This window comes from Bernardetia sp. MNP-M8 (assembly GCF_037126285.1).
GTDB lineage: Bacteria > Bacteroidota > Bacteroidia > Cytophagales > Bernardetiaceae > Bernardetia.
Genome location: NZ_CP147012.1, coordinates 2,545,537 through 2,559,843, shown reverse-complemented (window position 1 = coordinate 2,559,843; position 14,307 = coordinate 2,545,537). Strand labels below are relative to the sequence as shown.

Below are 14,307 nucleotides of genomic sequence, written 5' to 3'. Positions count from 1 at the left end.
ATGGCTAGAAAAAAAATGATGCGTTTTGAAGAAAACTTAGAACGTTATAATGTATTACAAATGGAAGATGAAGCCTACACAAAATTAAAAGGAAATTGGAACAAAACTCATTTTCCCTCATCACAACCTATCGTTTTAGAACTTGCTTGTGGATATGGTGAATATAGTGTAGGACTAGGAAAAGTTTATCCAAACAAAAATTTTGTTGGTGTAGATGTAAAAGGAGATAGGTTGTGGAGAGGAAGCACAGATGCTTTAGCAAATGATTCTTTTAATGTAGCCTTTTTACGTGCCGAAATTCAAAAGTTAGATGAGTTTTTTGAAGAAAATGAAGTAAGTGAAATTTGGGTAATTCATCCAGACCCACGTCCAAGAAAAAGAGATAGAAAACGCAGATTGACAAACTCTCGTTTTTTGGATATGTATAAAAAAATATTAAAAAAAGGAGGAACTGTTCATATCAAAACTGATGATGACCCTCTTTATGATTATACATTAGAAGAAATAGCAAAGTATAAAATTAAAAATCTTTTAGTAACACGAGATTTACATAATTCGCCGCTCTATCCAGAACATCACGGGATACTTACACGCTACGAAAAACGAGCGCAAAAACAAGGGTTAAAAATTAATTATCTGCGTTTTGAGTTTGAATAATAATACCAATATTTTGAAATAAGTTCAGAGAAAAATATTTTGCAATTCTAAACTTTTACTATACCTATTTCGTATATTTGTAGTAAAGACAGTAACCGAAGTCGTTTTTAGACGTGAGTAGTTGGGCTTTATTGCATGATTACGTCGGTGAGGTTTTTATTATAGCCTTCTTTAAATATTTTTTATTTAGTAGAAGGCTTTTTTTTGTAGAGAGTTTGTAACATTATTCGACTTACTTTACTTTTTTTCTTGCTTGTAATACGCCTAATTTCAAAAATAGCTATTAGAGTAGTTTCTGTTTTTTTGTGAAACAAAACAGATTTTTTTCCTTTTTTCTCATCTGCCGAAATTAAATCTGCTTCAAAAACAACTTCTATTATTTTTGTAAAATCAGATTTTTCAATGGGTAATTGTGAGTTGTTCAACTCATTATCCTTTCCATGTCGGTTTAGACTATGACGAATACTATACGAATCTATTGAAATTAAAAAATTATTCAAATCCTCTTTTGTATCTTGTATTATTTTTTGATGAAACTCCTTTTCTATTTTTCCTAAGTCAATTATCTTTAGTTCATTATTTTTATTTTCTGTTACTTCATCAAAAAGTCTTTCAATAGATTCTTTTATATTCATCTTTTAATTTGATTAATGATAATTTTGTCAAATATAAAGAATAAATATTATTATTTATATTACTCCACAAAAACCTTCTTTGTTCCTTCATTTCCCTTAATACTCGGAAAATACATCAGTTCTACACTTGCAGGATTGAGCGTAAAAACTCCCGAATAACGAGGTTCTAAGATAATCTCAAAAGTATGTGTTCCGATAGGCATTTTTGTGCAGAAAATAGCTGTTTTGTGTTTAAACTCTTCTCTATAGGTTTCGATTCCTCTGTAATAGTAGTAATAGTTTTGCCTAAATGAATATGGATTTTTTCCATATACGCAACTTGCAGGAATTGGAACTTCTATCGATACATATTCAGATTCTTTTTGAGCTGTTACTTCTATGGTCAGAATGATAGGCTTTCCTGCTGTAATATAAATAGAATCTGATTTTAACTCCGTTATTTTTTTAGATTTTTCATTTTTAAAATAGGTTTTGATATGAAAATTATCACTTATATTTTGAGTTACTTGAGGTACAAAATATTCTTGTGACAAACTCACAAAAACAGGTGCAAGTCCATTTTTAACTAATTGATTAGGTAATTCTTCTTTAGAAAAAAGATAATCAATTTCTGTATTTAGTGTTTTGTCATTTGCAGTTATTTCTATATTAGACGGATTTTTACTTTTTGATTCAAAATCTGGTAAAATAGTTGATAAAATACTTGCCGATTCGTGCGTACTTCTCCAATATCCATTTTGATTACGGCTTTCAAGAAAATACTGCCTAACCTTTGCTAAATCAATAGAAGGCGTATTTTTTCCTTTGGAATCTCTCAAAATTTGATACGCCAAAAGATTTGTTTGTACATTATTTTGAAACAAAGAATAATATCCTTTGTAATCATATTCTTGCCAAAAGACTCCTCCGAAAAGTGTTTTTTTCTGCTTTACTTCCAAGATACGAAGCGAAATAGGCAAGTCATATAATTGCCTCAAACGCAAAATAGAAAGTTGATTATAAAATGAATGATACTTAGCTGTGTCTTCTTGAATTTGCAGAGCAATTGCCAGTCTTTCGACACTACTTTTGTATATTTTTTGATAGGTTTTGTTTTTTGAAAGAGCTGTATAAATTTCCACCTGCTCATTGTCCATTCGTATAGACAAATCATCTCTCAAAACCTTTTCAGCCTTTGATAAAGTTTCGCTAGGAATTTCATAGCCTTTTTCTTTTGCATCAAACAGAACACCATAAATGTAGGCTGTCATGTGAGCATTTGGCGCAGAAGTAGCCCACCAACCCCACCAGCCGTCTTCATATTGCGCTTCGACAAGTTTTTTAATCAAACTTTCTAATTCTTTTTGTTTCTTCTTTTCAAAAGGTAAATCCAAAGCCGTTTTGATGTCTTTTTCAAGCATATAAGCACGGATTTTTGAGGCTTTTTGTTCATTACAAGCGTAGGCATAACCTTGAATATGTTTTAGTTCATCAACCATTGCCTCCAAAATATTATCTTTTACATACAATTTGACAGGATTTTGAGTAGAAATGGAATCTTTAAAAGCTCTCAAATCTAGTGTAGTATCGCCTTCCAAGACAGCAAAAAGACCTCTTGATTGTACCAATCCTTTCTTAAAAATCGGAATCTTTCGCTCTTCGCCATCTGTGTAAATCTGTTTTTCAGAAATATCAGCATTCATGACATACTGAACCGTCAGAGAATCTTGTAAATTATTCAGAGAATCAATAGAAAAATTTTGAGTTTTTTCAGAATTATCAGCCACACTAAAACGCAAAGAATCTACACTTGAAAACAAGACATTTCGCTCTCCTTTTTGTATTTTATTTTCTTTTAGGTCAAAAAAAGTATTCACTTTTACAGAATCACTACTATACGAAGCTATTTTTCCAATAATTCTGACAGAATCTCCTTCTATCAAAAAACGAGGAAGTGAAAGCTGTGCCGAAAGTGTCAGAAAAGAATTGGTCTGAACGAGTGCTTGACCATTTTTATTCTTCTTTCCATAAGCAATGGCGAGTGTTTTCCAACTTGTAATATCATCTGGATAGGTCGCTTCAAAACTTGCTTTTCCTTTTTTATTGGTTCTTAGAGTTGGTTGCCAAATTGCATTATCTGTAAAATAATTACGAATATTTTTCTTTTTCTGTTGGGTAACAGAATCCTCTAAATCAAGGCTTTTAGTTTCAAGATTTAATGAATTTGATAGTTGGAGTATGTTATTTGAAAGCTGTACACCACTTGCACTGCCACTCAAAGCATCTGCAACCGAAACAGAATAAGATGCTGAACTTCTCGTTCTTGATGGAGAATAAGACGCAACTACAACAGATTCTAGCAGTTCTACTGATTCATTCATACCTACATCAAGCCAAACATCATAAGGAGTAGTAGTTTTTTCTACGGATTCATAACCAACATATTGAAAAAGCAATATACTACCTACGGGAGCAATAATTGAATAATTTCCTTCCATGTCTGTAACTGTTCCACGATTTGTTCCTTTTATTTGAACAGTCGCCCCAGGGAGGGTTTCTCCTATACCATCAAATACTTTTCCTCTATACAATTTTCCATTTCTTACAAAATCATAATCATTATAGTAATCGGTTATTGTTTGTGATTGGTATGAGGTTTCTATTTCTTCAATTTCTTGCAACTGAGTAGAATCTTGATTTCTTTCTCGCTCATAACAGTTGATGCCCATTTTTTCGAAGTCAATGATTTTAACAGATAGATTTTTATCATCCATTTTGAAATTATTAATTTTCTGACATTTATTTCCTCCATAGCTATTGTAAAAGACAAAAATTTGATATGTTCCAGCAGGTAGTTTTCCTTTAAATGGAATTAGGTTTTTAAAAAAATATTCTTTCTCAAAATTCTCACTCAAAGAATCTATATTTTTGAAAGTGAGTTTGTTCCAATGCCTAGAAATTACTTGAAATTGTGGGGTTGTCCATTCATACAAATAAGGTGCAGACTTTTGTATTTTATAAGCTGAATAATCGAAAAATGGAAAAACATAATTATTGTAAAATAAACTCTTATCAGTATTTGCAGAAACATATTTTTGAGAAGAAAAAAAAGATTTAGAAAGTGTATCGATTTTAGTAATTTCTCCTCCCTCATAATAAAAAGTAATTTTCTCTGTTGTACTTCTTACTTTTTGATATTCTTTTAATAAAATCGAATCAACCTCAATATACTTACCTTCTTCAAAATTATATCCTACAAAAGGCTCAAAATAAAGTGTATCCCATTTTGTTCGTCTGTCTCTCAAAACTCTAAATTCGCCTTTATTAAGAAGAGGAAAGTGCCATTCATAATGATATGTATTTACAGAATCATTTCGTATAGATTTATATTTTGAAGAAATTCTTTGTGGTGGGTTTGCTCCTTGTTGGATTGTCATTCCTTCATTCAAACGACTATCTCCATACGTAATTCCAAAAAAAGCGTGTGAACCAAGCATTAATTTTTCTTCATTAGATACTTCCAAACCTGCATTTTTTTTGTGTAGATAACTCGGCAAATTATCCAAATCAAAAGATAAAATAGTTTCACTTCCTATCGGAACAGAAATAGTATCAATCGTAATGATGCTATATCTCAAACGAACTTCTAGTTTATGAATACCTTCTGAAAGCGTGATTAGATGGTCTTGATACACATTTGCATTTGACAAATACGCCAAACTATCATCAATTTTTATCCAAGCAATATCTTCATATCCTTTTTGGGTAAAGAAAAATGGAAATAATGCACCTGTATTTGGATTATGATTTATATCAAAAGATTCCTTCAAAAGATTAATTCTATACTTTTCTGCATTTACGTTTTTTAGTTTGGTTAATAAAGAATCTTGTAGTTTTTGGTAGGAAACAGAAAATCTAAAACCTTTTTTTTTGGGAAAAATAAAATTATAATAGGCAATAGAATCTAAACCAAAACGATTTTGCCAATTTGGATAATATCCCAAATTTTTAGTTCTGACACCTTGATTTTTCAAATATATGTCTGCTAATTTTTTCTTTTTCTTAAATCTAAAACGACTTGTTAGAGTATTTGAAATATTTACTTTTGTATAATCATCAAACTTTCCATTGGTAGCCAAAACGGTAAGGTCAGCATTTTTGACAGGACGTTTTTTGTAATCTGTAACGGTTACATTTATTTTTTCTTTGAAAGAAGGCGAAGTCAATAAAGGTGCGTCAAGTGAAACAAAAAGCTGTTTTCTGTTGCGTAAAAAAACTTGTTTGTCATATTTTGTCTGACCTGCAAATGTATAAGTAGTTTGCAGTGTATAGATTTTTTTATGTTTGTCTTTGATGGCAATTCGAATAATTGAAGAAGAATCTGCCTTTTTGTTTATCAAATTATTTTTACAAAAAAGACTATAACGCACCATCGTTTTGAAGGGATTTTGAATGGTCATAATCAAAGAATCTTGTAAATAATAACCACTCATTGATAGACTATTTGGAATACTGACATCTTGTGTCAGAAAATTATATCCATCAGATTTGTATTCTGATATATTTACCAAAAAATTAAAACGACTATAAATTGCATTCACTTTTTCTTTAAATGGAAATTCTATGCTATCTTTTTTTATGGTTTGATGACCAAAATTATCTGTAAAATACCTATAAACGAAACCTTTTTTAGAAACCGTATCTTTTCCTTCTCTATAAACGGCATACACAAAACCATCTTCAAAACGAGCTTCTAAATTTGGTTTTTTGGTAAAATACTCATAATTAATAGAAAGCGTTTCTTCTAATCTTTCGTTATTAGAGTTATGTAAAACGGCTTTTACATCATAGAGTAAGTCAGCAGCAGGAAAAATAGAATCTGGAATATGAATAATTGTTTCTCCAAAAGGCTCTAAGTTCTGCTCGTGTTTCCAAGTAATTTGATTTTGAGTAATAGAAGGTTCATAAGTAGTTTTGAGGTGTTTTGTTTCTAATTCTATCTTAATTTTTCCATCTAAAACATTGAGATTATTAAAATCTTTTGCTGTAATTCGTAGCGAAAAAGGTGTATTTCTAAAGTGACTTTCATCTGAACTTTCTACTTCAAAACTCTTTATTTCTGGTAAAATATAATCTTGATAATTGATGCGCTGTGAAACAAGAATTTTTCCTTTTTTATCTTTTAAAATTATTCCTGCAAAATTTCCTAGCTTGAGTTTTAGAGAATCAGCCAAAATAAATTCACTCTCAAAACCTCCTTTTCTATAGGCTTTTACAGCATGCAGTTTTTTATATGTATTTCTATCAGTAGCAATAAAAATATCAATTTCATTATCTGAAATCGGTTTTCCTTTTTTATTGACTAAATAAGTTTTGAAACGAAGTGTATCTAATGGACGATATTTTAATTTATCTGTTACGATATAACCATTTTCACTTGGGTATCCGTTAAAATGAGCATAATTTGAGTAATTATCATCTTCGTCATCTTTTGTAAAAATTTTGATAAAAAAACGAATAAGCCCTAAATCTTCAGGTTCTCCATAATCGATGGTTCTTATTATTTTTTTGACTTGACGATATGGAACTATCCAAAAATATTTGACTGGAAAACCATAGACTACTTTTTTAAGAAAAGAACGTTTATAATAGTAATGATTTGTTTGTCTTTGAGCAAGTAAATGCCACGTTTGTTCTGCATATTCAATTTCTATATTTGCTGTTTTTTTTCGGTTTGGAAGTGTGTAGCTTTTTAATTTTTTATTGTAGGAAAGTATTTGGTTGTCTAGCCTTATTTTTAGATGTGGAAGTTCATTTCCTAACGAATCATAGACAATCAGCCAAGCCCGTTTTGCATTGCTTTGTAAAACCACATTGAGAGGAGCAATAGTTGTAAGTTTTACTTTCAAAATTTCTTTTTCTGTCCAAATAGTCAAATAATAGCCATATTCCATAGAGTTAGAAAAATTAAATTCATTTAATTTATTCGTTTCGACAGAATCGACAAGAGTCATAAAACTATTCAAGTCAGTTTTATTTTTGTCTAAAAGCTCTATAATATCCTCATTTTGGAATATTTTTTTACTGTCTTTGAGTTTGTAAATGAGTGCAACCTGACTTTCTGTTGAGCTAGTTGGGAGATAGGTATTTTTTGTAGTTGGATTGTTTTGAGAAAAAGTAGAAGAAACAGAAATGCAAAAGAAAAGTAGTAAGAAGTAGATTTTTTTCATAGTCTTTGAGTAATTTTAACTTTTATTTGAATTACTCTCTATTCGTAAAAAAGTAAGAAAGTGTTGCAAAAAGTTCTAAACTATAAAAAATTACTTTGCTACTGTTTGATAATACTAGGGAGTGGTTAGTAAAACTCTCTAGGATTGACAACTAGGGTAGTTAGTTCAACAGTATGTCCATCAATATCTTGAGTATAAATAGAGTGAAAATAATGATGGTCTTCAATAGTAAAATCCAAACCTAAGTTTTGATACCTAACTTTTGCCTTTTCAAAATTTTCAGTGTTTACATTAAATGCAAAATGGTCAATTTTCACATTTTTTGATTCAGAATCTAGTAAACTATCTTTTGTATTGGCAGGAAATAGAGCTATACCAGATTTATTAGCCAACATAAAAACAGGAAAACCTCCCCATTCTTTTAGTTGATATTTTTTTAATCCTAATACTTTTTCATACCATTTAATGGATGCTTCAATATCTTTTACACGAATTGCGACATGGTCTAAAAAATCAATTTCAAATTCTTGTTTACTCATGTTTGTAGAATTAAACTACTCTTTCAATTCGTAAATTAAAGAGTCTTTGGTAGAATACTTTTCAGATAACAACGGAATACGTTCAAAAAGTGGTGGAAGTTGTTTTTCATTATCAATAATAAAATGAGGTTTATCCTTTTCGATTTGATTATAGAATAATAGAAGTGCTTGGTAGTTATCTAATTCTTCAATTCTATTTTGTGTCAATTTCCAATCTAAGTAAGGCGTAACAGGTTTGTTATCGATATAATAACTATGATTTTCTCCAAAGACCCAAATTTTTTCATTTTTCAAATCAAAACCAGAAGGTTTTTCTACAATGGCTTTTGTGTAATCTAATGGATAAAAAACGGTTGTGCGAGTAGCCCAAAGTTGTAAAGCTACTCCACCCAAAACAGACAAAAAAAGAAGTTCAGATATCCATTTTCTTTGAATAGAAAATAGATAATAAGTTCCAAAAAAAGCAAGGGGTGGCAAGAAAAACGCAAACTGAAAAGGAAGCCAATATTTACATAATAACAAACTAAAACTAGAAGCTACAAGCCAAAAAATCATCATCTGACGACAGTAAGATTGATAATTGGTAAGACTACGACCAGAAAACATATTCAGAATAGACAATACCAAAAACAGAATAGGAAAAGCCAAGATGATAATAAAATCCTGAATAGAAAGATAAAATTTGGGGGCAAAAGAAATCGAATTGATATATTGTACTACAAAATCAATCAGACTTTCATTCCAAAAGAAATACAAAGAAAGCAGTAAAATAGGAAATGCAAAACCAAACAAAACAAGCAAATGCTGACGAAATGAAGTAGAACGAAAAACTCCCAAACCAACACTTACCCAAAAAAGAAAAATGCTAGAAGGCAAATGAAAAAGAGTGGCTATCCCCAAATAAAAACCAATCGTAAAAAGAGTTTGGTCATGTGTATTTTCAGTAAGTGTAAATATTTCACGTAATACGAGAAGTAAAAAAGTAAGCGATAAAAGTACAGGCGAAATATTCAGATAATCAAAGCTAATCGAACCAAAAAAAACATACAGCATTGCAGGAACATAGCCTCTATCTAATAAAAAATCTCTTCTTAAAAGTAAAGTATTAAAGATAATTGCCTGTACAAACAAAAGTCCAGTTCCGACAAGCGCATATCCAAAAGTAGAACGACCAAAAAGCAGATCCAAACCTGCATAAAACCAAGCTGAAAAAGGTGCAATTCCTGCAAAAACTTCTTTATAAATAGCATTTCCATCAGCGACACGCTCACCTATCAACATAAAATCCAAAATTGGATTTAATAGTGGAACATCTGTAAAAAAGACATTCAAAAGTAAAGGCAAGCGAAGTGCTAATAAAAAAAGAAGTACCGTCAAAAGACGAAAAGGGTCGTAAGTACGAAAAAATTGAAGCACAACTTATAGGGAAAATAGAGATTAGGAAATGGAAAATAGAAATCAGACAGTAGTTTATTGTGTAATTCTGAGTTCTTAATTCTAAGTTTAACTTTACGCTTCTCCTACTGTTCCACCAAAATTTAGGGGAAAGTGATTGGCTTCTTCTTGAACCGAAATTTTGCCTACATTAGCCTCAAATTTCTCAACACTATCTTTCAAAACGTGTAACAAGCGTTTGGCATGGTCAGGAGTAAGAATAATTCTTGACTGAACCTTTGCTTTTGGCGCACCTGGAACAAGTCTTACAAAATCTAAAAAAAACTCACTCTGAGAATGTGCTATCATAACCAAGTTGGCATAAGTTCCCTCTGCCATTTCTTCTGTCAATTCTATGTTTATCTGTTGTTCTTGATTATTTTTGTTTGTTGGATTATCCATAATTTTTGAGTTGTTTTAAATAATAGTTTTTTTTTGATATAAATTTTTGATTTGCAAAATATAAATCTAGCCTAAATGAATTTTTTGATAAAAATACTACTAAATCTACCTAAATCAAAAGTCTCTAAGAAACTTAGACACAAATAGAAAAGCCAAGAGGTTTTGCAAAAAAACAAAAAAAACAACTAAACAAAGTACATACTCACAGAAAAATCCAATTTTTAGGCTTAAAATTTGATTATTTACAGAAATATTATAGTATATTGCAGTATCAAATTTTGAAAGTTACTGATTTATTCCTATTTTTAAAAAGCAAAATACTATTTTTAGTTAATTAATTAGTTTAAAGTTACTTTAAATTAGACAACTATATCTTAGCTTTTTTATACATTTAATCAAAGAATTAATTATAATTACATTTTAATCATTTATGTCCAGTTTAGGTTTTCTTATTTAACGGACTAACATTTACAAACCTCTTTACTTATGTTAATGGAAGATTATAACAAAATTATCGAATCGCTTAGTATTCGATATGTACGTGCCAAAAAAACGGTCGCTACAATTCCGATGCGTATCAAGCATTTTTATGATATTGATAATTCATTAATTTTCCTTCATAAAGGAATTATGCGTTTTGGAGCTAAAAATGAGTTAGTAAAAGAAGGAGAAACACTTTTCTTACCAGCAGGTAATTATACAACAATTACCTTTGGAGAAGCTGAAAAGTATGATATTATTTCTCCAGACGATCTTTTACAAAAAAATGCTGTTCACCTTCAAACCTATCACAATCAAGAAGGCGAAGCTATTTTTTCTCAAGTTGTTTTAGATGCTCGTGTTTTTGGTTCTGTAAGTTTTTTTACTTCGCTTGATTTACCTCCTTTTGTATTTAAAAAGGCAACAAAAATCAATGATTTGATTCAAGAAATTGTAGAGGAGGAAATAAAAGAAAATATAGGTAGCTCAAGAATGCTTGTCTTGAATACAGAAAAATTAGTAGTAGAAATGATTCGTTTTGTTTTGACAGAGCGTTTGTTTGTAGAAAAATTAGCTACAAATAGCACCTATTTCAAAGACCCTCGTCTCATTCATTTGTTTACTTATATTAGAGAAAATTTAGATACAGATCTTTCAAACAAAGTTTTGGCAAGTATTGCTAATGTTTCAGAAGATTATGTAGGTCAGTATTTTAAACTCTTGACAGGAATCAATCCACAAGATTATATCGAATATCAGCGTATGGATAAAGCTGTTGAACTTCTTCGTACTTCTAAAAAGAGTGTTCGTAGTATTGGTGTTGAAGTAGGTTATAAAGATACAGCTTATTTCTGTCGTCGTTTCAAAATGATGTTTGGTATTCCTGCTGGAAAGATGCGTAAACGTGATTCTCTCTTAAATGTACAGCAACAAGAAGCAGAACAAGAAGCCTTATAAAACATAACTTTTTTAGTAAAGAACTAGTGCTTAATCAAAACCAAATGAAGTTCAATTAATTTCATTTGGTTTTGTCTTTTATAACTATTTTTACAAACCATCAAAAAAATAAATTCTGAAAAATGCTTTTAGTCCAATTTTATGTTAATTTTGTTTGGAATTTTTTTATTGTTTATTTAAAATAGAACAATTATCAACCCTAAAAAACCTTTAAATTATGTTTACATCGAATCTTAATAATGTAGTTCTTTGTGCTACACTCTTTTTTAGTGTTCTTTTTATATCCTCATGTGATAAAGGACCTAGTGAAAATGAGAAAAAATTAGCTATGGAAGTAGAGGACTTACGCCGTGCTAGAGAAAAAGATAGTTTGTATCAAGCTGATTTACAGCAAGAAATGAATGTTATTTATGTTCGTTTGGATTCTATGCGTCAAGTAGAAGACAAAATTCGTCGCTTGACTTCAGATATGCGTGGAGGTGACATTGACCCATCAACAGGTGGAATGAGCATCGACCAAGGAATGCAACAGATTGAGCGTCAGATGCAAGCCAACCGTGCTAAAGTAGCAGAATTAGAACGTAAATTGAAAGAATCAGGGCAACAAAACTCTGCGCTTGCAAATACTATTGCTATGTTGAAGAGTTCTTTAGAAGATAAAGAGGCTCAAATTACACAAATGAGAGGGCAAATTGCTCAACTTGAAACAGAAGTAGAAGGATGGAAATCTCGTTATTCTGGAAAAATTGATGAGCTTGACTCTACAAATGTTGTTTTGGAAGATACTCGCACAGCTGCAAATACAGCATACTATGTAATTGGAACTGAAAAAGAACTCAAAAAACAAGATATTATCATAAATGATAAAAAAGGTTTTGAGCCAGATGGACGTACAAAAAGTAAATTTACAGCTATCGACATCCGTACTACAAGTTCTATTGTAATTGGAAGTACAAACGATGTAAAAGTAAAGAATGTAAAACTATTACCTTTACGCCCTTCTGGTTCTTTTAGAGTGGAAGAAAGAGGTGGAAATGTATATTTAGAAATTACTAATTCTGAGAAGTTTTGGGAAAGTAAATATTTAGCTATTCTTTCTAAAACGAGCTTCTTCTAATGAAATTATGAGTTATGAATTGTGAAAGAATAAAATTCACAATTCATAACTCATAATTCACAATTCAATACTTGTGTTTTCCTACATTCCAGCCATCACTTTTTAGATACTGTTCTCCTGATTCTACTGCTGGACTTTCCATTTCTGTTCCCATAGAATCATTCCAACGATTGAGATAACCAAAGAGAGCAACTACACCTAACATTTCTACAATTTCGCCCTCGTTCCAATATTTTCTTAGATTATCAGCTACTTCATCAGTTACTGCATTTGGAATCTGTGAACTTGCCAAAGCAAAGTCTAAGGCTGCTCTTTCAGCTTCTGAAAAGGCTTTGTGTGTTCTATAACTCCAAATATTTTCTAGTTGAGCTTGTTCTGCACCATATCTTTCAGCTGCACGAATAGTATGAGCTTGGCAATAACGACAACCTGCTGCGTGGCTACTGATATAACCAATAAGTCGTTTTAAAGCACTCGTAACTCTGCCTTGATTTTCCATTACAGCTTTATTCATTTCTATAAAAGCATAAGCAATGCGTGGTCTGATGTGCATAGTTTTAACACTGTTGGGACAAAAACCTAGTGTTTCTTCATAAAATTCGATGAGTTCTTGAAGTTGTGCATCACCTTCTGATGATTTTGGATGAACTAAGGGTTGTTTCATTTTTAAGTTGTTTTGAGAATTATATTTTGATAAATTGAATTCCAATATAACCAAAAACGCTTTTACAAAACCATAATTTTAGTCTATTTTTAACACAAATAAAGATGCAGAAGTATATTTCTATTTTGAGAGGAATAAATGTAGGAGGAAAACGAAAAATTCTGATGAGTGATTTAAAAGAGTTATATCAGAGTTTGGGATTTGAAGATATTCAAACATATATTCAGAGTGGAAATGTAATCTTTAATTCAAGTTTAGATAAAAACGAAATTTCTATACAAATAGAAAAAGCTGTCTTTGAAAAGTATGGCTTTGAAGTTCCTGTAATTATCAGAACAAAAGAAGAATTACAAAACATTCAGTCTTCAAATCCATTTATTGAATCAAAGGAAAATAGAAATAAAGAGAAAATCATAAATAATCTTCACCTGACTTTTTTAGAAGAAGTACCGACAACCCAAAATATAGAAAAGACAAAGGAAATTGAAGCAAAAACAGATGATAAATTTGAGATTGTAGAAAATAATATCTTTATTTTTTGTGAAGGAAAATACCATACTTCAAAACTGACAAATAATTTCTTTGAGAAAAAATTAAAAACAAAAGCCACAACAAGAAACTGGAAGACAATAGAGAAACTAACTGAATTAATGATAAGTGATAAATGAGAGGATGTCATATTCTTTCAATTTTATCAAAAATCTAGTAATTTTACAATATTCTGTTACTTTTTAGGTTTAAAAGTGTTTTGTAGTAGAATGATTAATTAAAATCCGAAATAGTATGTTCAAAAAATCAGCACGTCTTCCCAAACATAAAAAATTTGAGTTTCAGCCTCGCTTTTATAATCCAGATAAAGAAGATTTTGAGAAACGCAAACGCTGGACAGAAGCAGAAGAAAGACTAAAAGAATTAGAAAAAGAGGAAGCACAACAAGAAGTAGAAGAATTAAGCAACTACAATCAAGAGAACTCTGTATTGAGAGGTTCTTTTGGGAGAGCAAAAGAAAAACGCAAAACACTTTTTGGCAACATGTCAGTAGCTGTTTTGATTGTCTTGTTAGGTGGAGCAACTTATATTTTTGCTAATTTAGGAAGTGGAGGAGCTGATTTGGGTTGGCAAGTCTATACAATTCTTTTATTAGTTCCTATTTATATATTCTTTCGTGTTCGTGCTAATTCTAAAATTAAGAAAGACTAAATAAAATATTGAA

General features: G+C 30.6%; 11 protein-coding genes. 5 read left to right on the top strand and 6 right to left on the bottom strand.

All coding sequences use genetic code 11. The features are described from left to right. Nucleotides 1-657 carry a tRNA (guanosine(46)-N7)-methyltransferase TrmB gene (gene trmB, locus V9L04_RS10610; RefSeq protein WP_338794103.1) on the top strand — a complete coding sequence of 219 codons (657 nt, stop codon included), beginning with the start codon at nucleotides 1-3 and terminating at the stop codon, nucleotides 655-657. A gap of 182 nt (nucleotides 658-839) precedes the next feature. On the opposite strand, the gene V9L04_RS10605 is transcribed toward trmB, so the two are convergent. From V9L04_RS10605 to V9L04_RS10585, 5 genes are all read right to left on the bottom strand, one after another. Continuing rightward, the gene (locus V9L04_RS10605; RefSeq protein WP_338794100.1) at nucleotides 840-1,292 is read right to left on the bottom strand and encodes a hypothetical protein; all 453 of its coding nucleotides are present in this window, start codon (nucleotides 1,290-1,292) and stop codon (nucleotides 840-842) included. A gap of 59 nt (nucleotides 1,293-1,351) precedes the next feature. Further along, nucleotides 1,352-7,501, bottom strand: coding sequence for an alpha-2-macroglobulin family protein (locus tag V9L04_RS10600; protein ID WP_338794098.1), 6,150 nt, complete (start codon nucleotides 7,499-7,501; stop codon nucleotides 1,352-1,354). A 125-nt stretch (nucleotides 7,502-7,626) separates the two neighbouring features. After that, a complete protein-coding gene (locus V9L04_RS10595; RefSeq protein WP_338794096.1) occupies nucleotides 7,627-8,040 on the bottom strand; it encodes a VOC family protein in 414 nt (137 codons plus the stop codon). 15 nt (nucleotides 8,041-8,055) lie between these two features. Continuing rightward, a complete protein-coding gene (locus tag V9L04_RS10590) occupies nucleotides 8,056-9,456 on the bottom strand; it encodes a hypothetical protein (RefSeq protein ID WP_338794094.1) in 1,401 nt (466 codons plus the stop codon). Between the two features lie 93 nt (nucleotides 9,457-9,549). Then, complete coding sequence (locus V9L04_RS10585) at nucleotides 9,550-9,876, bottom strand: DUF3467 domain-containing protein (RefSeq protein ID WP_338794092.1); 327 nt, start codon at nucleotides 9,874-9,876, stop codon at nucleotides 9,550-9,552. Nucleotides 9,877-10,368: 492 nt separating this feature from the next. Between V9L04_RS10585 and V9L04_RS10580 the strand changes: the two genes are divergently transcribed. Both V9L04_RS10580 and V9L04_RS10575 read left to right on the top strand, forming a co-directional pair. Beyond that, on the top strand, nucleotides 10,369-11,313 hold the full coding sequence (locus V9L04_RS10580; RefSeq protein ID WP_338794195.1) for an AraC family transcriptional regulator: 945 nt from the start codon (nucleotides 10,369-10,371) through the stop codon (nucleotides 11,311-11,313). 217 nt (nucleotides 11,314-11,530) lie between these two features. After that, nucleotides 11,531-12,430, top strand: a complete 900-nt coding sequence (locus V9L04_RS10575; protein ID WP_338794090.1) for a hypothetical protein — start codon at nucleotides 11,531-11,533, stop codon at nucleotides 12,428-12,430. Nucleotides 12,431-12,494: 64 nt separating this feature from the next. Here V9L04_RS10575 and V9L04_RS10570 read toward each other — a convergent pair whose 3' ends face one another. Continuing rightward, a complete protein-coding gene (locus V9L04_RS10570; protein ID WP_338794089.1) occupies nucleotides 12,495-13,094 on the bottom strand; it encodes a carboxymuconolactone decarboxylase family protein in 600 nt (199 codons plus the stop codon). Nucleotides 13,095-13,198: 104 nt separating this feature from the next. Here V9L04_RS10570 and V9L04_RS10565 point away from each other — a divergent pair, with 104 nt between their 5' ends. Together V9L04_RS10565 and V9L04_RS10560 are read left to right on the top strand one after the other, a co-directional pair. Further along, complete coding sequence (locus V9L04_RS10565) at nucleotides 13,199-13,762, top strand: DUF1697 domain-containing protein (RefSeq protein WP_338794087.1); 564 nt, start codon at nucleotides 13,199-13,201, stop codon at nucleotides 13,760-13,762. Between the two features lie 115 nt (nucleotides 13,763-13,877). Further along, on the top strand, nucleotides 13,878-14,294 hold the full coding sequence (locus V9L04_RS10560) for a hypothetical protein (protein ID WP_338794085.1): 417 nt from the start codon (nucleotides 13,878-13,880) through the stop codon (nucleotides 14,292-14,294). The last annotated feature ends 13 nt before the right edge of the window (nucleotides 14,295-14,307 follow it).

Bases quoted from the DNA above. Each gene is read 5' to 3' on its own strand.
- V9L04_RS10600 (WP_338794098.1), bottom strand. From the start codon at position 7,501: ATGAAAAAAATCTACTTCTTACTACTTTTCTTTTGCATTTCTGTTTCT.
- trmB (WP_338794103.1), top strand. From the start codon at position 1: ATGGCTAGAAAAAAAATGATGCGTTTTGAAGAAAACTTAGAACGTTAT.
- V9L04_RS10595 (WP_338794096.1), bottom strand. From the start codon at position 8,040: ATGAGTAAACAAGAATTTGAAATTGATTTTTTAGACCATGTCGCAATT.
- V9L04_RS10575 (WP_338794090.1), top strand. From the start codon at position 11,531: ATGTTTACATCGAATCTTAATAATGTAGTTCTTTGTGCTACACTCTTT.
- V9L04_RS10565 (WP_338794087.1), top strand. From the start codon at position 13,199: ATGCAGAAGTATATTTCTATTTTGAGAGGAATAAATGTAGGAGGAAAA.
- V9L04_RS10570 (WP_338794089.1), bottom strand. From the start codon at position 13,094: ATGAAACAACCCTTAGTTCATCCAAAATCATCAGAAGGTGATGCACAA.
- V9L04_RS10585 (WP_338794092.1), bottom strand. From the start codon at position 9,876: ATGGATAATCCAACAAACAAAAATAATCAAGAACAACAGATAAACATA.
- V9L04_RS10580 (WP_338794195.1), top strand. From the start codon at position 10,369: ATGGAAGATTATAACAAAATTATCGAATCGCTTAGTATTCGATATGTA.
- V9L04_RS10605 (WP_338794100.1), bottom strand. From the start codon at position 1,292: ATGAATATAAAAGAATCTATTGAAAGACTTTTTGATGAAGTAACAGAA.
- V9L04_RS10560 (WP_338794085.1), top strand. From the start codon at position 13,878: ATGTTCAAAAAATCAGCACGTCTTCCCAAACATAAAAAATTTGAGTTT.